Here is a 23,023-nt window from a genome sequence, read left to right on the forward strand (position 1 = left end):
CTCAGGCCCCGGCCTCTGGCAGCGGCTCCGGCCGGTGGCGCTTCAGGTGTCGCCCCAGCCAGTGCTCCAGGTCATCGATCAGGGTGTAGAGCGCCGGCACCACCAGCAGGCTCAGCAGCGTGGAGGTGACCAGACCGCCGATTACCGCCACCGCCATGGGCGAGCGGAAACTCGGGTCGGCCGCGCCCATGCCAAGCGCCAGCGGCATCATGCCGGCGCCCATGGCCAGCGTGGTCATGATGATCGGGCGACTGCGCTTGTGGCAGGCGTCGATCAGCGCATCAAAGCGGCTCATGCCCTCGCGGCGCGCCATGATGGCGTAGTCCACCAGCAGGATCGAGTTCTTGGTGACGATGCCCATCAGCATGATCAGGCCGATCATGGCCGGCATGGTGAGCGCCTTGCCGGTAAGCAGCATGGCCACGAACGCCCCGCCAATGGCCAGCGGCAGCGCCGCCAGGATGGTGATCGGCTGCATGAAGTCGCGGAACAGCAGCACCAGCACGCCATAGATGCAGAGCACGCCAATCGTCATGGCAATGCCGAAACTGTTGAACAGCGCATTCATTTCCTGCGCATCGCCAAGTTCGGCCAGCCGCACGCCGGCCGGCAGCTGCTGCATCACCGGCAGCGCACGCGCCTCTGCGTTGAGCTGGCCCAGGGAGCGCGAGCCCAGCTCCACATCGAGGCGGACGCTGCGCTCGCGGTTGGTGCGGTTGATGACCGAGGGACCGCTTTCCAGCTGCACCCGGGCCACCGCCAGCAGCGGCACCATGCCGTTGCGGGCCGGCACCAGCAGCTGCTCGATGTCGGCGACGCGCCGGCGGTAGTCGTCGGGCAGCTTGATGCGGATCGGGATCTGGCGCTCGTCCAGGTTCATCTTGGGCAGGTACTGGTCGTAATCGCCACTGGTGGCCACGCGCACAGTCTGGGCAATGGCGCTGGCGGTGACGCCGAGTTCGGCGGCGCGGGCGTGATCGGGCCGGATGATCAGCTCGGGCTGCACCAGGGAAGCACTGGAGGTGACGCCACCGATGCCGTTCAGGGTGCGCAGCTGGCGCTCGGCCTCCTGCGCCACGCGGTCGAGCTGCGCGCCGTCATCGCCCAGCAGCACCAGTTCCATCTTGCTGCCCATGTCGCCGGAGCCGACCTTGAAGCGCGCGCCCGGAATCTCGCGCACGATGGCGCGGATGCGGTTCTCGATGGCGATCAGGCTGTCCTTGCGTTCGTTGCGGTGCAGCGTGTTGATGGTGAGCACGGCGCGGTGCACCTCGGCGGCGGCACCGGGCTTGAAGCCGTCGCCGGCTGCGCCACCGCCCACGGAGGAGTAGATGCTGACAATCTGCGTGGCTTCCTGCTGCTGGATGCGCTGGCGCGTCTGCTCGGCCACCTGCAGCGTCTGCTGCAGCGTGCTGCCTGGCGGCAGCTCGACGGTGAGCTGGGTCTGGCCACGGTCGGAGTGCGGCATGAAGCCGGTCGGCAGCAGCGGCACCAGCAGCAGCGAGCCGGCAAACAGCGCCATCGCCGCCAGCATGGTCAGGCCGCGGTGCGTGATGCACCAGCGTACCAGCCGCAAATAGAAGCGCATCAGGCGGCCATCCTGCCTTGCCACGGTCTGGTGGCGGCCGGGTTTCAGCAGATAGGCGGCCATCATCGGCGTCAGCAGCCGTGCCACTACCAGCGAGGCCAGAATCGCCAGCACCGCCGTCCAGCCGAACTGGCGGAAGAACAGGCCGGGAATGCCGCTCATGAAGGCGGTCGGCAGGAAGACCGAGACCAGGGCAAACGTGGTGGCAATCACCGCCATGCCGATCTCGTCGGCGGCTTCGAGTGCCGCCTGCATCGGCGACTTGCCCATCACCAGGTGGCGCTCGATGTTTTCGATCTCGACAATCGCATCGTCCACCAGCACGCCCACCACCAGCGCCAGCGACAGCAGCGTGACCATGTTGAGCGTGTAGCCGAACAGGCTCAGGCCGAAGAAAGTGGGGATGATGGACAGCGGCAGCGCCGTGGCCGCCACCAGCGTGGCGCGCCAGTTGCGCAGAAAGGCCCAGACCACCAGCACCGCCAGCACCGCGCCCTCGTACAGCAGCTGCATGCTGCCATCAAAGTTGTCCTGCACCGGACGGGCATTGTCGATCACGCGGCGGATCTGCAGCTCGGGCTGTTCGCGCTGGGCCTGCGCCATCACCGCGGCCATGGCCTCTGCCACCTCCACCTCGCTCGCCCCCTTGGAGCGGAACACCTCCAGGCCGATCACCGGCTGGCCGTCCACCAGCGCGATGGCGCGCTGTTCGGCCACGGTATCGCGCACCTGGGCCACATCGCCCAGACGCACGCTGCGCCCTTGCGCCAGCGGGATGTGCATATCGGCCAGTTCGGCAGCACTGCGGGCCGCCGACAGGGTGCGCACGGTCTGCTCGCCGCTGCCGACATCGGTGCGGCCACTGGGCGGATCCTGCTGCATCTGGCCCAGCTGGCGCGAAATGTCCGCCGCCGTGACGCCAAGCGCCTGCATGCGATCCGGCTGCAGCAGCAGCTGCACCTCGCGGTGCACGCCGCCTATGCGCTTGACCGCGCCGACGCCACGGACCCCCAGCATGCGCTTGTTCAGCGTGTTGTCCACGTACCAGCTGAGCTGTTCCTCGTCCCAGCCGGCTCCGGGCTTGAGCTGCACGCTGTAGACCTCGACCACGCGGCCGGAAGTGGACAGCTTGCTCACCACCGGTTCGCGGATGTCACCCGGCAGGTCGGAGCGGATCTGCGAGACGGCATCGCGTGCTTCGGTCACGGCATCGGTGATGTTCTTTTCCAGCTCGAATTCGATGGTGGTGCTGGACGTGCCGTCGATCACCGACGTGTACATGTTCTTGATGCCGGTGATGGTGGCCACGGCGTTTTCCACCTTGCGCGCCACCTCGGTCTCGAGCTGCGCCGGGGCGGCACCGGGCTGGCTGATGGTGACCGTCACCACCGGCAGCTGGATGTCCGGGAAATCCTGGATCTTGTTGCTCTTGAAGGCCAGCAGGCCGGCCAGCGTCAGCAGCGCAAACAGCAGGATCGCCGGTACCGGATTGCGGATGGAGAGGGCAGAGAAGTTCACGCCGGCTCCCGGTCAGCGGCTGGCACTGCTGGCCGCCGGCACTGGCTGCGATGCGGCAGTGGCAGTAGCAGCCGGCGTGGCCACCACCTTCACCAGATCGCCATCGATCAGGAAGCCGGCACCGCTGCGCACCAGCCGGGTCTGGCCATCGACACCGTCCAGCACCTGCACCAGGTCGCCCTGGCGCGCACCCAGCGTCACCTTGTGCTGGCGCACGCGCTGGTCTGCGCCCAGCAGAAAGATGAAATCGAAGCCGTCACGCGAGACCACGGCGCTGTGCGGAATCATCCAGCCGCCGGTCTGGCCCAGGTCAAAGCGGCCACTCACGTACATGCCAGCCTTGGCGCCCTGCTGCTGCGCGCCCGGCAGATCGACATAGACAATGGCGATGCGGCGCGTGGTGTCCAGCGTGGGCGCAATGCTGCGCACGGTGCCGCGCAGCAGCTGGCCATCGGGCAGATCCACTTCGGCCGACATGCCGGGTTTGAGCGCTGCCAGATCCTGGCCGACCACCTCGGCGCGCCACTCCAGCCGACCCTGGCGCACCATGCGGAACAGCTCGCTACCCGCCGGCACCACCGCTCCCACGGTGGCGCTGCGCGCAGAGATCACGCCGTTGTCCGGCGCCAGCACCCGGGTATAGCCCTGACGCAACTCCTGCGCGCGCAGGGCCGCACGCGCCGCCTCCACGCGCGCCGCCGAAGCCTTGGCCGCGGTATGGAACTGGTTGATCTGCTGGCGGCTCAGCGCACCAGTGTCCTCGATGCTGCGCGCACGCTCGGCATTGGAGCGCGCATCGGCGGCCTGTGCCTCCGCTTCCAGCAGGGCAGCCCGGGCCTGCAGCACATCGGCCTGCACGGTCTCGGCGGCAAATACCGCCAGCACCTGGCCCTTGCGCACCGTGTCACCCACATTCACGCGCAGCTCGGACAGGCGCAGGCCATTGCTCTGCGAACCGATCACGGCCTCTTGCCAGGCGGCGATATTGCCGCTGACACCCAGCGTCAGCGGCACGCTGCCGGTCACCGGCTGCGTCACTTCCACCGTCAGCGCCGGTCGCGCCGAGGCCGATGCAGGGGCGCTGGCGGCAGGGCGGCTGTCGCGCGCGCCCCAGTACCAGAATGCGGCCAGGCCCAGTACGGCCAGCAGCGCGACCAGGAGCCAGAGAGTCGTCTTGCGTGTCATGAAGCGGTTCCGTTGGGTTGGCCGGGGGCAGCCGGCGCCTGCCAGCCACCGCCCAGTGCACGGTACAGCGCCACCCAGGCACTGTCCGTCTGCTGTCTCAGGGTGATGCGGGCCTGCTCGGCTGCCAGCATGTTGCGGCGCGCATCCTCGAGTTCGAGCATGCTGCCCATGCCGGCGCGGTAGCGCGCATCGGCGGCACGGAAGGCCTTGCGGTAGCCTTCCAGCGCGGCGTCGGTGCCGGCGCTGCGCTGGCGTGCGCTGTCGATCTCGAGCAGCGCAGTTTCGACTTCGCGCACGGCGTTGCGCACGGTGGCGCGGTACTGGCTGGCGGCAGCCTCGTAGGCGACGCGGGCGGCTTCGGCCTGAGCGCGGCGACGGCCTCCGTCGAACAAGGGCACGCTGATCGACAGCGGACCGATGCTCCAGCTGGTGGAATCGGCATCCATGCCGCCCAGGCTGATGTGGTTGCGCAGGATGTTGCCGCTCAGGCCAAGGCGCGGATAGCGCTGTGCCTCGGCCTGGCCGACATCGTCACTGGCCGCAGCCACTGCCTGCGCGGCTGCGTAGACATCCGGGCGCTGCTCCAGCACACGCGCCGGCACGCTGTCGAGCTGCAGCCAGGGTGCGCGGCCCTGGCGCGGGGCATCGAGCTGCTGCTGCAGCGCGTCTTCATCCAGCGCGGTCAGTGCCACCAGCGCCTTGCGCGCAGCGCTGCATTGCGCCTGCACCTCGGTCACGCGCGTGCTGGCCTGGGCGGCACCGGCCTGGGTCAGCGCATGCGTGGCCGGGGCGCTGAAACCGGCGCGTGCCAGATCGCCGGTCAGGCGCTCCGTATCGCGGCGCGATGTGGCATCGCGCCGGGCGGTATCGAGCTGGCCCTGGCAGCTGCGCAGGGCAAAGTACTGGTTGGCGACATCGGCCGCCAGCGAGACACGTGCCTCGTGCCATTGCGCCTCGGCTCCGGCCAGCCGCGCGCGGGCGGCGCTGCCGGCATGGCGCAGGCCGCCAAACAGGTCGATTTCCCAGTGCGCCTGCAGCCCGGCCTGGCTGCTCGTGGCCACCGGGGGTTCGCCAGTCGGCATGCCGGTGTTGAAGGTGCCGCGCTGCACGCCAGCCTGGCCGTCCAGCGTTGGCAGCTGGCTGGCGCGTGCGCCCACGGCCGAGGCGCGTGCCTGGGCGATGCGCGCTGCCGCCTGGGCCAGCGTCGGGCTGGCCTGCTGCGCCGACTGCACCAGTTGCAGCAGGACCGGATCGTTCCAGTCCTGCCACCAGGACAGCAGCTGCCGTGTGCTGCCGTCGTGTGGCAGCTGCATCGGTGACGGCGCGCGCCAGTGCGTGGGCGCGGCGGCATCGGTCTGGCGTGGCGGCAGGCTCTGGCAGGCCGCCAGCAGCAGGGGCATGGCCAGCAGCAGCCAGCGCGAGGCCGGACTGCGCCTGGATACGGTGGCTTCAGGCATGCGGCGTCTCCGCCACCAGCGCCCAGGCGGGCGGCGTGGCCGGCTTCCAGTCCGGCAGGCCGGCCTGCTCGTCCAGCGGGCACTGGCGCAGCCGCGCCTCGTCGCGCAGCATGGCCATGGCATAGCGCGTCAGGTCTTCCACCAGCTGCTCGACCGCATCCGGCTGCTGCAGCACCTGCGGCGAGACCGAGCGCGTCACATCCTGCAGGGCGATGTAGTGCAGCGTCATGCCGATCAGCGTCAGCGCCAGCCGCTGGATGCCGACATCGGCATCGGCCAGCCCCAGATGGCGGCAGATCAGCTCCCACAGCGCCTGGTGCAAGGGGCGGATACGGGTATCGATTTCATACTGGCGCAGGCCGGTGGGCTCCAGCATTTCACGGATGTGCAGGCGCACGCAACACTGCACCAGATCATCCTGCTGCAGCACGTTGAGGCGCAGCCAGTACATCTGCCGCAGCGCCTGTTGCAGGGTCAGCTGCGGGTCCAGCATGGCCGCCTGCGTTTCCGGGCCTTCACCGAGCAGCTCCATCGGCTCGAGAAAGGCGCTGCGGTACAGGCCCTGCTTGTCGCCAAAGTAGTAGCTGATGGCCGAGATGTTGACGCCGGCGGCCTGGGCAATGGCGCGCGTGGAGGTCTTGCTGAAGCCCTGTTCGGCAAACAGGCGCAATGCCGTATGCAGCAGGCGTTCGCGTGACTGCTGGCTGTCAGATCGTGCAGACGAAGCGATCGCCTCGGGGTATTCGGGTTGCATGCCGTCATGGTACGCGAGTTCAATCGTTTGATTGAATCGGTTTGTATCCGGATTTTCCCCGAGCGTCCGGAAGGCAGACAGCCCGCACCATGCGGGCTGTCGTCACGCGTCAAGTGTGGCTCAACCCTGCCGTGGCAGACCGAACGCCGCCTGCCACAAGTCCAGCCCGGCCGCCGCATGCAGCCGCATCATGTCTTCGGGGAAGGCAGTGGACTCCTCGTTCAGGCGCGCACGGTGCTGCAGCTTGCGCAGCTCGCGATAGGCGGCAGCCGCCTCGTGACCGACCGGGGCCGGCAGCATGCCGAGGTCATCGGCACGTTCCAGCAGCGCGATATTGCCGCGGTTTTCCAGCATCGCCGGAAACTCGCGGCCATGGCGCAGCACCAGGAACTGGGTGACGAACTCCACGTCCATCATGCCGCCCGGGCTGTGCTTGACATCGAAGCTGCCCGGCGGCACCGGATGCGCCTGGGCGACGCGCTGGCGCATCGCGATGATCTCGTCCTGCAAGGCGACAGGATCGCGCTCGGCGGTAATGACATCGCTGCGCAGGGCCTCGAAACGTGCCCGCAACGGCGGGCTGCCAAAGCAGCAGCGCGCCCGCGTCATGGCCTGGTGCTCCCAGATCCAGGCGGTATTGCTGCCGCGCTGCAGCTGGTAGGCCTCGTAGGCCTCCATATTGGTGGTCAGCAGGCCGGAGTTGCCATTCGGGCGCAGGGCGGTATCGATTTCATACAGATCACCTTCGCCGGTCTTGACGGTCAGCCAGGTGATCAGCTTGCGCACCAGGCCGGCATAGATCTCGCCGGCGCGCTCGTTGTCATCCTCGTAGCAGAACACCAGATCCAGATCGCTGCCATAGCCCAGCTCCAGGCCGCCCAGCTTGCCGTAGGCGATGATGGCAAAGTGCTCGCTGATGTCGCTGTCGTCAGCGCCCTCGTAACCCAGGCGCCGGGCGCGCGGCAGGTACTGCGCCCAGCACCAGCGCACCGCCACGTCCAGCACGGTATCGGCCAGCGCACTCAGGTCATCGGCCACCTGTTCCACCGTCAGCCGGTCATCCAGATCACGCGCCAGGATGCGGAAGGTTTCGGCGTGCATGGCGCGACGCAGCAGGTTGAGCAGCGCCTCCTCATCGTCCTCGCCGGTGCTCTGCAACGCCTGCAGGCGCAGCTGCAGGTCCTCGCGCAGCATCTCCGGGCTGAAACGCTGCTCCATCAGCGCATTGCTGGTGAGCTCGTCGATCACCACCGGATGCTGCATCAGGTAGCGCGCCGGCCAGCGCGCCACGCCCAGCAGGCGCAGCAGGCGGTCATGGATCGCCGGGCGCTCCAGCAGCAGCGCCAGATAGCTCTCGCGGCGCAGCAGCGTCTCGATCCAGTCGATGAAACGCAGCACGCCGGCTTCGGTGATGCCGTGGCGCTGGCTGTCTTCTTCCTGCATCCATTGCAGGGTGCGCTGCATCAGGCGCATCAGGCGCACCCGGGTATCGATGCGCAGGCCCTGCACGCGCGTGTGCTCGCGCCATTCCTCCAGCCGGCGCGCCACGATGGAGCTCTCGTCCAGCATCGCCACCAGTTCGCCGATGTCGTCACTGGCCTGCGCCATGTCGGCCTGCCGGCCGTTGCCGTTTTTCTGGCAGTTGCCCTTGCTGCAGGACTGGTCGCCTCCCAGCAGGATGTCGAACTCGCTGGCCACCAGATCGCGATGGCGCAGCAGCTCCTGCATGAAGCTGCAGGTATCGGCATGGCCCATGCTGCGCGCAATCCAGGCCAGATCCTCCTCGGAGGTCGGCAGCAAGTGGGTCTGCTGGTCATCCAGGTACTGGATGCGGTGCTCCACCTGGCGCAGGAAGATATAGGCCTCGCTCAGGGCGGCGGCAATCTCGGGCGACATCAGGCCGGCGCGCTCCACCCGGTCCAGCGCACCCAGCGTCGGACGGGTACGCAGCTCGGGGAAGTGGCCGCCGCGCACCACCTGCAGCAGCTGCACGATGAATTCGATTTCGCGGATGCCGCCACGCGACAGCTTGACGTCGTTGGCGCGCTCCGGCCGGCCGGCGCTGCGCTTGGTGGCGTGGTCGCGGATCTGCCGGTGCAGCACGCGCAGCGCCTCGAACACGTTGTAATCCAGGTAGCGGCGGAACACGAAGGGCAGCACCACCTGGCGCAGCTGCTGGCCGGAACCGTTGGTCATCGAGGCACGCGGTGCCACCAGGCGACTCTTCATCCAGGCAAAGCGTTCCCACTCGCGGCCCTGCACCATCATGTACTCTTCGAGGGCATCGAGCGAAGTGACACTGGGGCCGGAATTGCCATTCGGTCGCAGTGCCAGGTCCACGCGGAACACGAAACCGTGCTCGGTGGTATCGCCGATCAGGCCATAGACGACCTTCACCACCCGCGTGAAATATTCCTGGAAGCTGGTGCTGCCGGCTCCGCTGCTGCGGCCTTCGGCATCGGGACGGCCGGCGGTTTCGCCATCGCATTCGTAGACATAGATCAGGTCGATGTCGCTGGAGACGTTGAGTTCGCGCGCGCCGAGCTTGCCCATGCCCATGATCCACAGGTTGCAGCGGCTGCCATCCGGCTTGAGCGGCGCACCGTAGCGGGCATCGAGCTGGGCAAAGGCTTCCTGACAGGCGATATCGAGCGCAAATTCGGCCAGCCGGGTCACGCTCAGCGTCACCTCCTGCATCGCGGCACCGGTGTTGCAGTCCAGCGTAGCCAGCCGCTCCTGCACCAGCTGACGCAGCACGCGCAGCGCCGCACCCGGCTCATGCCCGCGCGCGCGCAGGGCGGCATAGGTCTGGCGCATGGCGGCCGGATCCGGCATGCCGGGTGCCAGCAGCGCCAGTTCGTTGGCATAGCGGCGGCGGATGCGCTGCACGAAGCGGGAATATCCCGCAAGGTCTTCTGAAACAGACGGTGTGCCATCCTGTGCCGGCGCAGCAGGCGGCGATAATGGTTCTGTCGGCGTCAGCGTGCCATTGTTGGTCATGTTCATGCCTATCATCTTTCCTAGACATGCAGGAAGCCCAGGCCACCCCCTCTCCCAGCACACCCTCTTCCCGACGCTGGCTGTCGCGCCTGCGGCGTGGGCTGGGTGTGCTGCTGGTGCTGGCCCTCAGCCTGATCGGGCTGCTGGCACTGCTCCTGCATCTCGTCATTTTGCCGCGAATCGATTCCTTCCGTCCGGCACTGGAAAATCTGGCCAGCCGCACGCTCGGAGCCCCGGTCGAAATCGGCCGACTGAGCGTCACCGAGCGCGGCTGGAATCCGACCATCGCCATGGACGGGCTGGTACTGCGCGATGCCAGCGGCAGCGAAGGCCTGCATATCGCCCGGCTCAGCGCCACGGTATCGCTGCCGGCCACGCTGCGGCTGGGTTTCGAGCGGCTGCAGGTGGAGCAGCCACGGCTGCTGATGCAGCGGCGTGCCGATGGCGTGGTCGAAGTTGCCGGCCTGGAGCTGGCACAGGGCAAATCGGGCGATTCCGGTCCGGCGCTGGACTGGCTGTTGTCGCAGCCGCATATCGCCATCACGCAAGGCAGCCTGCGCTGGAGCGATGCGCAGCGCGATGCACCACCGCTGCTGATGACCGATATCGGTGCCACCCTGAAAAACAGTGGCCTGCGCCACGAGCTGCAACTGCAGGCCACGCCGCCCTCCGGCTGGGGCCAGCCGATCCAGTTCGTCAGCGAATGGAGCCATCCGCTGTTCGGTGACCGCACCGTCTGGCGCGACTGGACCGGCGTCGCCTATGCCGACCTGGCCGAGCTGGATCTGTCCGAACTGCGCCGCTACATGAGCCTGGGTCGCGGCATCGACCTGCGCCGCGGCAAGGGCCGCATGCGCGTCTGGGCCGACTTCAAGCAGATGCGCAGCAGCACCGCCACCGTCGAAGCCAACCTGAATGAAGTCGATGTGCGACTGGCAAAGGACCTGCCGCCACTGGTGCTGAAGGACATGCGCAGCATGTTCAGCGTGCAGTTTGCCGCGGCCGACAACAACGAGGCCTACACGCTGGCCACGCAGCAGCTGGATTTCACCACCCTGAGCGGCCAGCGCTGGAACAACGGCAATGTGCGGGTGGAACTGCGCAACGGCACCGACAGTGCCAGCAGCCGCGGCCATGTCGAAGGCGACAACTGGGATCTGGGCATCATCGGCGAGCTGGCCGGCAGCCTGCCGCTGGGCGATGCCGCCCTCGACGCGCTCTACACCTTCCAGCCGCGCGGCCACATGGAAGCGCTTTCGCTGGACTGGCAGGGCCGGCTTGACCAGCCCGACAGCTTTGCCGCCGTGGGCAAGGCCACGGACATCGGCTGGCAAGCCCAGCAGGGGCCCTACAACGCCCAGCGCCGCCGCTACGAGCCGGGCACGCCGGGCGTGGACGGTGCCGATGTGGAGTTCGCGCTGACCGAACGCGGTGGCCGCATGGGCATCGGCATGCACCGCGGCCATGTGACCCTGCCCGGCGTGTTCGAGGAGCCGCGCATCCCCTTCGACAGCCTCGATGCCGAGGTGCTCTGGCAAATCAAGGATGGCGTGATCCGCGCCACCCTGCCCGATGTGCGCTTTGCCAATGCCGATGCCCGTGGCCGGCTGCAGGCCAACTGGCGCACCCGTCCGCTGCAGCCGGGCGAACCGGACTCGGCGCGCTTCCCCGGCATCATCCAGCTGGATGCGCGCATGGAGCGCGCCAATGCCGCGCGCGTGCATCGCTACCTGCCGTTGTCGCTGGGCGAGCAGGCGCGTGCCTATGTGCGCGATGCGGTGCAGGCCGGCGAGATCCGCCACGCGCGCGTGCAGGTCGAAGGCGATCTGGAACACCTGCCGTCCGGCAAGGACGATGCCGGCCGCCAACTGCCGAGCAAGTTCCGCTTTGACGTGCCGCTCTACCAGGCGCGCTACCAGTTCGTGCCGCGCAGCCTGCAGCATGCCGGCGAGCTGCCCTGGCCGGCCCTGACCGATCTGCAGGGCAAGCTGATCATCGACCGCAACATGCTGCAGATCGTGGACGCCAGGGCCAGTTTCAGCAGCGCCCCCGACCTGCGCGTGCGTGAACTGGCCGCCACCATTCCCGATCTGGCCTCGCGCAACCTGACCGTGGGCGTGGCCGCCAGCGCCACCGGACCGCTGTCGCAGGCGCTGCATCTGGCCAATACCTCGCCGCTGGGCGAGATCGCCGGCAATGCGCTGCAGCAGGCCAGCGCCACCGGCGAGACCGACCTGGCGCTGGCGCTCGGCATTCCGGTGCACCAGATCCGCAACATCAAGGTCGATGGCCAGGTCACGCTCAAGGGCAACGATGTGCGCATCACGCCCACCACGCCGCTGCTGTCCGGCAGCACCGGCGTGGTCGCCTTTACCGACAAGGGCTTCGCGCTGCGTGATGTGCAAACCCGGCTGCTCGGCGGCCAGGCCCGGCTGGCAGGCGGCATGGACCCGAAACGCCAGCCCGGCCAGCCGCGCCACATCATCTTCCATGCCGAAGGCGATATCAGTGGCGCCGGCCTGCGCGAGGCCAAGGAGCTGGGCTTTATCGCCGCGCTGGGCGCATCGATGGAAGGCCGCAGCGCCTACCGCGCGCGCCTGCAGTTTGATCGCGGTGCGCCCGAACTGACCATCGACAGCGATCTGATCGGCATGGCGGTGAACCTGCCGGCCCCGCTGGGCAAGAGCGCCGGCGAGAGTCTGCCGCTGCATTACGAAAACACCATTGTCAGCAACTACCAGGACCGCCAGCGCGGCCAGCTGATGCCGGCCGAGGACCGGCTGCTGGTGCGCATCGGCAACCGGCTGTCGGTGCACTATGTGCGTGACGTGCGCGGCGACACGCCACGCGTGCTGCGCGGCAGTATCGCGGCCGGTGCGCTGGCGCACGAAAACCTGCCGCCACTGCCCGAGAGCGATGTGCATGCACTGGTGCTGCTCGACGATGTGAGTGTCGATGACTGGATCGCCGTGCTCAACCGCATTTCGGCCAGCGAACCCGACAGCACCGGCAGCAGCGACGATGGCGAAGCCAGCCTGAACTACCTGCCCAGCGTGATGGCCATCCAGACCTCCTCGCTGACCGTGGCCAACCGCCGCTTCGACAATCTGGTGCTCGGTGGCACGCGCCATGGTCGCCTCTGGCAGGTGACGCTGGATGCGCGCCAGATCAACGGGTATGTCGAATACCTGCAACCGCTCAACGGCCAGGGCGCCGGCAGCGTCAAGGCGCGGCTGGCACGCGCCATCATCGAACCGGCCATCGTGCAGGAAGTCCGTGATCTGGTCGCCCGCACCGAAGATCCGGAAACCCTGCCGGCGCTCGATATCGAGGCGGAACAGGTCGATGTGCTGGGCTACAAGTTCGACCAGGTCACGATCCTGGCCGGCAATGCCAGCATGCCGATGGTCGCTGGTGCCCCGCTGGTCGACCAGCCGGAAGAGGACGGCAATGGCTGGCGCATCCACCAGCTGACGGCGCGCATGCCGCACGGCCAGCTGCTCGGCAGCGGCCTGTGGGGCCAGCCGCGCCAGCGCACCGTGCCGGCCAGCACGCCGGCACGCCGCTTCGTCTCACTCAACGTGCGGCTGGAAACCGATGATCTGGGCGGCATGCTCCAGCACTTCGGCCACCCCGGCCTGGTCGCGGGCGGAGCCGGCGCGCTGGCCGGCACGGTGCGCTGGCGCGGCTCGCCGATCTCGGTCGACATGAACACGCTGGGCGGCAACGTGCGGCTGGACCTGCGCCGCGGCAGCATCACGCCGGTCGATGTGGACGCGCTGCGCATCGTCAACCTGCTCAGCCTGCAGGGCCTGTCGCGCCTGGGTGAACAGCACGGCAAGGGCTTCGGCTTTGATCGCATTGGCGGCACGCTGCGGCTGCAGAACGGCATCGCCCACACCGACGACACCGAGGTCATCGGCACCACGCTGGCCGATGTCAAGGTGAACGGCCAGATCTCGCTGCTGGCGCAGACGCTGGCGCTGGACGTGCTGGTACAGCCCAAGATCGATCTGGGCGGAGCCGCCCTGGTCGCTGCCGCCGTCAACCCGGTCATCGGCGTCGGCAGCTTTATCGCGCAGTGGCTGCTGAGCCAGTCGATCAACAATGCCGCCACCCAGGTGCTCTACGTCGGCGGTCCGTGGAATGCGCCCGAAGTGACGCGCCTGCACGGTTCGGCAGCGCACCAGACGGCGCTGCAGATCCTGGCCAGCCATGCCACGCCACGCCCGGTCGACCGGCTCTGGGACTGGTGGCCGATCACCGGCCGCGACACCCTGCTGCGCGACTGGTGGCCGATCACCCAGGGCCGCGGCGTCGGCCAGCCCTGGGAGCAGAGCGACGGTTTTGACAGCGAGAAGGATGCCAGTCCCGCCACGGCACCTGCCGCTTCTGCCGCTTCTGCCGCTTCTGCCGCTTCTGCCGCTTCTGCCGCCAGGGCGATGCTGCCGACAGCGGCGGCCCGTGCCGCGCCCTGAGCAGCGCATGCGGCCGCTGCGGAACATTTGCACACGAATTGTGCAGTGCCGGCATCCGGCAGCGGCCTGACGGGAAGGCACAATGTGTTGCGACTCTTTCCGATTCTTCCCAGCCCGGCATTCCTGAAGCTGTCGATGCCGGGATCAGCCTGTTGATTCCATCCCCATGCAGACGATCTCCCACGCTCTCCCCCGTACCCTTCCGCGCTGGTCCACCCTGGCTGGCGCTGCCAGTGTCGTGGCCGCAGCCCTGCTCGCCGGCTGCGGTACCAAACCAACGGCCCCGCCATCCGACACCATCACCGGCCAGGTCATCACCCAGCCCAAGAGCCGCTGGGTGCCGGTGAGCTGGGCCAGCCTGCCCGGTTTCCAGCAAGATCGCGTCGGCGAAGCCTGGAGCGCCTGGATGCAGAGCTGCCAGAAGCCCGGCCCGGTGTTTGCCGCCACCTGCCGCGAAGCCGCCGGCATGACGCGCGCCAGCGACCAGGAAAAGCGCGACTGGATGATGCAGCGCCTGCAGCCCTACCAGGTGCAGGCGCACAGCGGGCAGGCCGATGGCCTGCTGACCAGCTATTACGAACCTGTGATGCAGGCCAGCCGCGTCGCCACCGCCAGCCACCGCGTGCCGCTGTACGCCGTGCCGACCGGCGGAGCCCCCAAGTCGCCCTGGTTCACGCGCCAGCAGATCGATACCCTGCCAGCCGCCCAGGCCGCATTGCGCGGCCGTGAAATCGTCTGGATGGCCGATCCGATCGATGCCATGGTGCTGCATGTGCAGGGCTCGGGCCGCATGCAGGTGCGCGAGCGCGATGGCCGCCTGCGCGATGTGCGCCTGGCTTTTGCCGGCACCAACAACCAGACCTTCCGCAGCCCCTCGGCCTGGATCAGTTCGCAGGGCGGCCGTGGTGGCAGCTGGGACAATGTGCGCGCCTGGGCCGCCCAGAATCCGGGCCGCACCCAGGCCATGCTGTGGAGCAACCCGCGCTACGTGTTCTTCCGGGAAGAAGCCATCCAGGACGCCAATGCCGGCCCACGCGGTGCCCAGGGCGTACCGCTGACGCCGGGCCGCTCGATCGCGGTGGACCGCGACAGCATTCCCTACGGCACGCCGGTCTGGCTGTCCACCAGCGGCCCGACTGCCACGCTCAACCGCATGGTGCTGGCACAGGACACCGGCAATGCCATCCGCGGTGCCGTGCGCGCCGACTACTTTGCCGGCTGGTCGCCCGAAGCCGCCACACTGGCGCACGCCATGAAACAGCCGCTGCGCCTGTGGGTGCTGTGGCCGCGCTGAGCCGGTGTCAGCAGCTGTAACTCGGTACTATCCCTGACGGCTGCGGGCCGGTGCCCCGCCTAAACTGCCTCTAGCGCCTGCTGCTGCCACAAGCGGCAGCAGGCCTGTCCCCTGGTCCGGATCCATCCCTTCCGCACCACCGAACAAGCGAGGTACCCATGAACGCACCGACCGATTTTTCCGTCCCCGGCCTGGCCCGGCCCGATGCCAGCCTGGACGACAAGTACACCCTGCCGCAAGGCGAAGCCTTCATGAGCGGCATCCAGGCCCTGGTCCGGCTCCCCATGCTGCAGCAGCAGCGCGACCAGGCCGCCGGCAAGCACACCGCCGGCTTCATCAGCGGCTACCGTGGCTCGCCGCTCGGCGGCTACGACCAGATGCTCTGGCAGGCGCAATCCAGCCTGAAGCAGCACGACATCGTGTTCCAGCCCGGCGTCAACGAGGAACTCGCTGCCACCGCCGTCTGGGGCAGCCAGCAGCTCGCCTTTGCACCGCAGGCGCAGCAGCGCTTTGATGGCGTGTTCGGCATCTGGTACGGCAAGGGCCCGGGCGTCGATCGCAGCGTGGACGTGTTCAAGCACGCCAACATGGCCGGCACCAGCCCCTGGGGCGGCGTGATAGCCGTGGCCGGCGATGACCACATCGCCAAGAGCTCCACCGCCGCGCACCAGAGCGACCACATCCTCAAGGCCTGCGGCATGCCGGTATTCTTCCCGGCCAGCGTGCAGGAAATTCTCGATTTCGGCATCCACGCCTTTGCCATGAGCCGCTTTGCCGGTGTCTGGACCGGCATGAAGACGATCCAGGAGGTCGTCGAATCCAGCGCCACCGTGCAGATCGATCCGCAGCGCGTGTCCGTCCGGCTGCCGCACTACGCCATGCCGCCCGGCGGCGTGCACATTCGCTGGCCCGATACCGCCCTCGAGCAGGAAGAGCGCCTGCTGCAGCACAAGCTCTACGCCGCACTCGCCTACATCCGCGCCAACCAGCTCAACCACACCGTCATCAGCGGCGCACAGGACCGCTTCGGCATCATCGCCAGCGGCAAGGCCTACAACGACATGCGCCAGGCACTGCTCGACCTGGGGCTGGATGAGGCCACCTGCCGGCGCATCGGCGTGCGCGTGCACAAGGTCGGCGTGGTCTGGCCACTGGAAGCCACGCTCACGCGCGAGTTCGCCGTCGGCCTGGACGAGATCCTGGTGGTCGAGGAAAAGCGCCAGATGATCGAATACCAGCTCAAGGAAGAGCTCTACAACTGGCGCGAGGACGTGCGCCCCACCGTGCTCGGCAAGTACGACGAGGTGCCGGGCGATTGCAGCGGCGGCGAATGGAGCCTGTGCGATCCGGCCGGCCACCAGCTGCTGCGCGCCCATGCCGACCTGAACCCGGCCCTGATCGCCCGCGCCATCGCGCGCCGCCTGTCGCAGCTCGGCGTACCGGCCGACGTGCAGGCGCGCATGGACGCCCACATCACGATCCTGGACGCGCAGGAGCGTGCCCGCCAGGCGATCACGCTGAAGGCCGACCGCGTCCCCTGGTTCTGCTCCGGCTGTCCGCACAACACCAGCACGCGCGTGCCCGAAGGCTCGCGGGCCATGGCCGGCATCGGCTGCCACTACATGACGCTGTGGATGGACCGCGCCACCTGCGGCTTCACCCAGATGGGCGGCGAAGGCGTGCCCTGGGTCGGCCAGGCCCCGTTCACCGACGAGCCGCATATCTTCACCAACCTGGGCGACGGCACCTATTTCCACAGTGGCCTGCTGGCGATCCGGCAAAGCATTGCCGCCGGCATCAACATCACCTACAAGATCCTCTACAACGATGCCGTGGCCATGACCGGCGGCCAGCGCGTCGGCGAGCGGCCCGAGGGCCACAGCGTGCTGCAGATTGCCGCCAGCGTGATCGCCGAGGGCGCCAGCAAGCTGGTCGTGGTCAGCGACGATCCCGACAAATACCAGGGCGCGGCGCTGCCGCCCGGCACCGACGTGTTCCACCGCGACCGCCTCGACGAGGTACAGCAGCAGCTGTGCGCCATACGCGGCACCACGGTGCTGATCTACGACCAGACCTGCGCCACCGAAAAGCGCCGCCGCCGCAAGCGCGGCCTGCTGGAAGATCCGGCCAGGCGCATCGTCATCAACGAAGCCGTCTGCGAAGGCTGCGGCGACTGCAGCGTGCAAAGCAACTGCCTGAGCGTGGAACCGCTGGAGACCGAATTCGGCCGCAAGCGCCAGATCAACCAGAGCAGTTGCAACAAGGACTACTCCTGCCTCAAGGGCTTCTGCCCGAGCCTGGTCACGGTCGAAGGCGGCCGGCTGCGCCAGTCGGCAACCGGGCCGCAGTTGCCGGCCCTGACCGACATGCCGGCGCTGCCACACCCGACGCTGCCGGAGCTGGTGCCGGCGCAGCATGGCGAGCCGGCGCGCGTCTGGGGAACCGTCGTGGCCGGCGTCGGCGGCACCGGCGTCATCACCATCGGCCAGATCCTCGGCATGGCAGCGCATCTGGAAGGCAAGGGCATCGTCACGCAGGATGCCGCCGGTCTGGCACAAAAGGGCGGTGCCACCTGGAGCCATGTGCTGATCGGTGCGCAGCAGGACGATATCCTGACCACGCGCGTCAGCCTCGCCGCCGCCGATCTGGTGCTGGGCTGCGATCCGCTGGTCACGCTGCATGCCGAAACCACCTCGCGCCTGCGCCACGACCGCAGCCATGTCGCGCTCAACAGCAGCGCCCCGCCCACCGCCGCCTTTGTCCACAACCGCGACTGGCAAAACCCGGCGCAGCAATGTGCCAGCGTACTGGCCGACCTGCTCGACGAAGGCCGGCTGGCCAGTTTCGATGCCGAAGCCATGGCACGCGAACTGCTGGGCGACACCCTTTACGTCAACCCGATGGTGCTCGGCTTTGCCTGGCAAAAGGGCTGGATTCCGCTCGGCGAAGCGGCGCTGATGCGCGCCATGGAGCTCAACGGCGTCCAGGTGGAAAAAAACCAGCAGGCCTTTGCCTGGGGCCGCCACGCCGCGCACGATCCGGCACGCGTGCAGCAGCTGCTGCGTCCGGCGCAGGTCATCACGCTGCAGCGCCAGCCCTCGCTGGAGCAGCTGCTGGAGCGCCGCGTGCAGTTCCTGACCGATTACCAGGATGCCGCCTACGCGCAGCAGTACCGGGATGTCGTGCTGCGCGTGGCGCAGGCCGAAGCCGCACTGCCCGCTGCCGTCAACGGCAAGCCGCCGACCCGGCTGGCGCAGGCCGTGGCGCACAACCTGTTCAAGCTGATGGCCTACAAGGACGAATACGAAGTGGCGCGCCTGTTCAGCAACGGCGGTTTCGAGCAGAAGATCGCCGCCATGTTCGAGGGCGATTACACGCTGCGCTACCACCTGGCCCCGCCCAGCCTCGGCAGCGCCCGCAACCAGGCCGAAGCCGGCAAGCGCAGCTACGGCCCCGGCATGCTGCGTGTCTTCCGCCTGCTCGCCAGGCTGAAAAAACTGCGCGGCAGTGCGCTCGATCCGTTTGGCCGCCATCCGGAACGCGTGACCGAACGCGCCCTGATCGCCGAATACCGCCAGCTGATCGAACAGTTGCTGCCGCGCCTGCAGCCCGACACGCACGCGCTGCTGGTGGAAATCGCCCGGGTGCCCGAGAGCATCCGCGGCTACGGCCACGTCAAGCAAGGCAACCTGGCCGCCGCACGCACGCGCTGGCAACAGCTGCTGGCTGAACTGGACGCTGGCAGCCCCCCTGCCGATACCCTGTCACGGGCCGCCTGAGACGCCGGCAGCCGCTGTCCAACCCGCGCCCGGCATGTCGCACCTGCGGGTGCGACATGCGTGCCGCCTCCCTGTGACAGACCCTGCTTGCGCCTACAATGGGACGTTCCGCATCCAACCCCCAACCAGCCGGTCTGCGGCGTGACCCGCCGCCAGGCCCTTGCACGAGTTCCGCCATGACCAACACCCCCAAGCAGAGCACCAGCAACGCCGCATTCCGCCAGACCGCACTCGACTACCACGAGTTCCCGCAACCCGGCAAGATCAGCGTCGAGTCCACCAAGAAGGTGGTCAACCAGGCCGATCTGGCTCTGGCCTACTCGCCCGGCGTCGCTGCCCCCTGCGAGGAAATCGTCAAGGACCCGGCCGCCGCCTTCCGCTACACCGCGCGCGGCAACCTGGTCGGCGTGGTCACCAACGGCACGGCCGTGCTCGGCCTCGGCGACATCGGCCCGCTGGCCGGCAAGCCGGTCATGGAAGGCAAGGGCGTGCTGTTCAAGAAATTCGCCGGCATCGATGTGTTCGACATCGAGATCAACGAGAAGGATCCCGACCGGCTGGTCGAAATCATCGCCGCGCTGGAACCCACTTTCGGCGGCATCAACCTCGAGGACATCAAGGCCCCCGACTGCTTCTACGTCGAGCGCAAGCTGCGTGAACGCCTCAACATCCCGGTGTTCCACGACGACCAGCACGGCACCGCCATCGTGGTCGGCGCGGCCTTCCTGAACGGCCTGGACGTGGTCGGCAAGAAGATCGACGAGGTCAAGGTCGTGACCTCCGGTGCCGGTGCTGCGGCGCTGGCCTGTATCAACCTGCTGGTCAAGCTCGGCGTGCCGCGCAAGAACATCTGGGTCACCGACATCCACGGCCTGGTCTACCAGGGCCGCACCGAGCTGATGGACGAGGACAAGGCCCAGTTCGCCCAGGACAGTGCGCTGCGTACGCTGGGCGAGGTGATCGAGGGTGCCGACATGTTCCTCGGCCTGTCCGCCGGCGGCGTGCTGAAACCGGACATGGTCGCCAAAATGGCTGCCAGGCCGCTGATCTTCGCACTCGCCAACCCGACCCCCGAAATCACACCGGAAGAAGTCCAGTCCGTGCGCGATGACGCCATCATGGCGACCGGCCGCACCGATTACCCGAACCAGGTCAACAACGTGCTGTGCTTCCCCTATATCTTCCGGGGCGCGCTGGACTGCGGAGCCAGCACCATCACCACCGAGATGGAAATCGCCGCCGTGCGCGCCATTGCCAGCCTGGCCCGCGCCGAACAGTCCGAAGTGGTGGCGGCCGCCTACATCGGCCACAACCTGAGCTTCGGCCCCGAATACCTGATTCCCAAGCCCTTCGATCCGCGCCTGATGCTGATGATCGCCCCGGCCGTGGCCCAGGCCGCCATGGACGCCGGTGTCGCGCTGCGCCCGATCGCCGACATGGAGGCCTACAAGGACAAGCTGCAGGCCTTCATGTATGCCTCCGGCAGCATCATGAAGCCGATCTTCGACACCGCCCGCATGGCCGAGCGCAAGCGCGTGGTCTATGCCGAGGGCGAGGAAGAACGCGTACTGCGCGCGGTGCAGATCGTCGTCGACGAGAACCTGGCCAGGCCGATCCTGGTCGGCCGTCCGGCCATCATCGCCAAGCGCATCGAGCGCTACGGCCTGCGCCTGGCCGAAGGCGTGGATTACGATGTGGTCAACGTCGAAAACGACCCGCGCTATGCCGACTTCTGGCAGACCTACCACGCCATGACCGAACGCAAGGGCGTGAGCCAGGCCATGGCCAAGATCGAGATGCGCCGCCGCCTGTCGCTGATCGGCGCCATGATGGTGCACAAGGGCCATGCCGACGGCATGGTCTGCGGCACCTGGGGCAGCCACTCGCTGCACCTGCACTATGTGGACCAGGTGCTGGGCAAGGCACCCGGTGCACAGACCTACGCCGCCATGAACGCGCTGCTGCTGCCGCACCACCAGGTGTTCATCGTCGACACCCACGTCAACTACGATCCGAGCGCCGAGCAGATTGCCGAGTTCACCATCATGGCGGCGCTCGACATGAAGCGCTTCGGCATCGAGCCGAATGCGGCGCTGCTGAGTCACTCCAACTTCGGCTCCTCCAACCAGCCCAGCGCGGTCAAGATGCGCGAGGCGCTGGCCCTGATCCAGCAGCGTGCCCCCTGGCTACCGGTGGATGGCGAGCTGCACGGCGACGTGGCGCTCGATGCCAGCCTGCGCAAGCACATGCTGCCGAGCTGCGTGCTGCAGGGCAGTGCCAACCTGCTGGTGATGCCCAACCTGGACGCCGCCAACATCTCCTACAACCTGCTGAAATCGGCCGCCGGCGGCGGTATCGCGATCGGCCCGGTGCTGCTCGGCACCAGCAAGCCGGTGCACATCCTGACGCCCAGTGCCACCGTGCGCCGCATCGTCAACATGACCGCAATTACCGTGGCCGAGGCCAACACGATCAGCCCGCAACTGCCGGCCTGAGGCTGTCCCGGGGGCTGTTTGCTGCCCTGCAGCACAGCCCTTAGCACATCACCGGCACAAAAGCCAGCGAAGCGCCAACACCACAGCAGGGCGGCGCACATCTATTGATTTTTGCAGTGGCATGGGGCAAACTTGCGCCTCATCAATTTGTTAATCGTATTGATTGACAAAATGTTGTCACTGCATTTTCATGACTGTCTTTTCGTCCCTGACCGCCATCGCCAGCCAGCCCTGCAGCACTGCTGTTGCCGGCTGCACCCCTTCCGGCGGACATTCCCCCTCGCGCAAGCTGCTCGCTGCCCTCCTGCTGGGCCTGGCCGCGTTTGCCGGCTGCAGCCAGGGACAGCAGGCCAGCAGCAGGACAACACCGCCTCCGGTAGCCACCGCACCCGCGTCTTTCGCCCCCGCCACGCCACAGGCAAGCACTGGCAGCCGCATCCCGACGATGCCGCTGCAGCAGCTGCCGCGCCAGGGGCAGGCCACCTATGCCCTGATTCTGCAGGGCGGCCCGTTTCCGTTCAGCAAGGACGGCAGCACCTTCTTCAACCGCGAACAGCTGCTGCCACAGCAGCCGCGTGGCTACTACCGTGAATACACCGTGGCACATCCCAAGGCACGCAACCGTGGCGCCAAACGCATCGTCTGCGGCGGCCAGCAGCCGCGCCAGCCGGATGCCTGCTACTACACCAGCGACCACTACGCGAGCTACGCCCGCATAGTGCCCTAACCAACCAGGATGTGGCTGTGCCAAGCAGCCGCAGAAGACGACCGTGAGCATCGAGATTTCCACTTCCGACCACCCCCTGCGCAATGTCCGCAGCAACCTGGTGCAATCGATCCGTGCCTTCCACGTGGAAGAGTTGCAGAATGCCGCCACCCAGCTGGGCCACCACTTCCTGTACGCCAACCTGTCCCAGGCGCAGTCGCGCCAGGACGTGATCGACATGCTGTGCCAGCAGTTCATGGTCACGCCGGCCCCGAGCACCAAGAATTTCGATGCCGTCTACGGCAGCATCACCGATCCGCTGCACAAGTCCGGCCCGCAGCCCGGCTTCATCGTGGTGGTCGAGCAGATCCCGACCAGCGCCCGTTTCGACAAGGAACTGCGCGAGCTGCTGCTCGACGTGTTCCGTGACGCCGCCGACTACTGGGCCGACCGCAAGGTCGCCTTCCGCTGCTTCTACTCCTTCTCGGTGGCACGCGCGGCCCAGCCGGGTGAAGCCTACCGCCAGATCGCGGCCAGCGTCGGCAACGAGGCCCAGGAAGAGGTCGAGGAAGAGAAGATGCCCACCGACAAGATCGTCGACGTCTCGCCGCTGGCACTGCGCATGAGCAGCCCGTTCAACGCCAGCTACTGGCTGGCTGCGGTCAACGACAGCGACTCGCTGGCCACCGCCTGAAGCCGGGCGGCACCAGCCGCTTCCGCCCCTGCACAAGACCACCCGCGCGGTGGTCTTGGCGTTTCCGGCCCCTGC

General features: G+C 67.8%; 10 protein-coding genes and 1 pseudogene. 6 read left to right on the forward strand and 5 right to left on the reverse strand.

Features of this window, described 5'->3' with window-relative positions:
* Position 1 precedes the first annotated feature (1 nt).
* The 5 genes from C513_RS0104655 to glnE all read right to left on the reverse strand — a co-directional run bounded on the left by C513_RS0104655 (position 2) and on the right by glnE (position 9,508).
* Entirely contained in the window at positions 2 to 3,106 is a 3,105-nt protein-coding gene (locus C513_RS0104655) for an efflux RND transporter permease subunit (protein ID WP_018714873.1), read from the reverse strand.
* Positions 3,107 to 3,118: 12 nt separating this feature from the next.
* Positions 3,119 to 4,291, reverse strand: a complete 1,173-nt coding sequence (locus C513_RS0104660; protein WP_018714874.1) for an efflux RND transporter periplasmic adaptor subunit — start codon at positions 4,289 to 4,291, stop codon at positions 3,119 to 3,121.
* The gene (locus C513_RS0104665; RefSeq protein ID WP_018714875.1) at positions 4,288 to 5,748 is read right to left on the reverse strand and encodes an efflux transporter outer membrane subunit; all 1,461 of its coding nucleotides are present in this window, start codon (positions 5,746 to 5,748) and stop codon (positions 4,288 to 4,290) included. Before C513_RS0104665 ends, C513_RS0104660 begins: the two co-directional genes overlap by 4 nt.
* Positions 5,741 to 6,502 carry a TetR/AcrR family transcriptional regulator gene (locus tag C513_RS12710; protein WP_018714876.1) on the reverse strand — a complete coding sequence of 254 codons (762 nt, stop codon included), beginning with the start codon at positions 6,500 to 6,502 and terminating at the stop codon, positions 5,741 to 5,743. The genes C513_RS0104665 and C513_RS12710 overlap by 8 nt, the downstream gene beginning before the upstream one ends.
* 120 nt (positions 6,503 to 6,622) lie before the next feature.
* Positions 6,623 to 9,508, reverse strand: coding sequence for a bifunctional [glutamate--ammonia ligase]-adenylyl-L-tyrosine phosphorylase/[glutamate--ammonia-ligase] adenylyltransferase (gene glnE / locus C513_RS0104675; protein ID WP_425386758.1), 2,886 nt, complete (start codon positions 9,506 to 9,508; stop codon positions 6,623 to 6,625).
* Between the two features lie 20 nt (positions 9,509 to 9,528).
* Between glnE and C513_RS0104680 the strand changes: the two genes are divergently transcribed.
* From C513_RS0104680 to C513_RS12720, 6 genes and pseudogenes are all read left to right on the forward strand, one after another.
* Positions 9,529 to 13,980: a YhdP family protein gene (locus C513_RS0104680; protein WP_018714878.1), complete on the forward strand. Its 4,452-nt coding sequence runs from the start codon at positions 9,529 to 9,531 to the stop codon at positions 13,978 to 13,980.
* Between the two features lie 238 nt (positions 13,981 to 14,218).
* Entirely contained in the window at positions 14,219 to 15,274 is a 1,056-nt protein-coding gene (gene mltA, locus C513_RS0104685; RefSeq protein ID WP_018714879.1) for a murein transglycosylase A, read from the forward strand.
* A gap of 158 nt (positions 15,275 to 15,432) precedes the next feature.
* A complete protein-coding gene (locus tag C513_RS0104690; protein ID WP_018714880.1) occupies positions 15,433 to 19,053 on the forward strand; it encodes an indolepyruvate ferredoxin oxidoreductase family protein in 3,621 nt (1,206 codons plus the stop codon).
* 176 nt (positions 19,054 to 19,229) lie between these two features.
* Positions 19,230 to 21,548, forward strand: coding sequence for an NADP-dependent malic enzyme (locus tag C513_RS0104695; RefSeq protein WP_018714881.1), 2,319 nt, complete (start codon positions 19,230 to 19,232; stop codon positions 21,546 to 21,548).
* A 313-nt stretch (positions 21,549 to 21,861) separates the two neighbouring features.
* Complete coding sequence (locus C513_RS14575; protein ID WP_425386760.1) at positions 21,862 to 22,275, forward strand: guanyl-specific ribonuclease; 414 nt, start codon at positions 21,862 to 21,864, stop codon at positions 22,273 to 22,275.
* A gap of 43 nt (positions 22,276 to 22,318) precedes the next feature.
* A pseudogene (locus C513_RS12720) lies at positions 22,319 to 22,738 on the forward strand (barstar family protein); the annotation flags it as partial.
* Between the last annotated feature and the right edge of the window lie 285 nt (positions 22,739 to 23,023).

The sequence above is a fragment of the Allobrachymonas chironomi DSM 19884 genome (genome assembly GCF_000374625.1).
Taxonomy (GTDB): Bacteria; Pseudomonadota; Gammaproteobacteria; order Burkholderiales; family Burkholderiaceae_C; genus Brachymonas; species Brachymonas chironomi.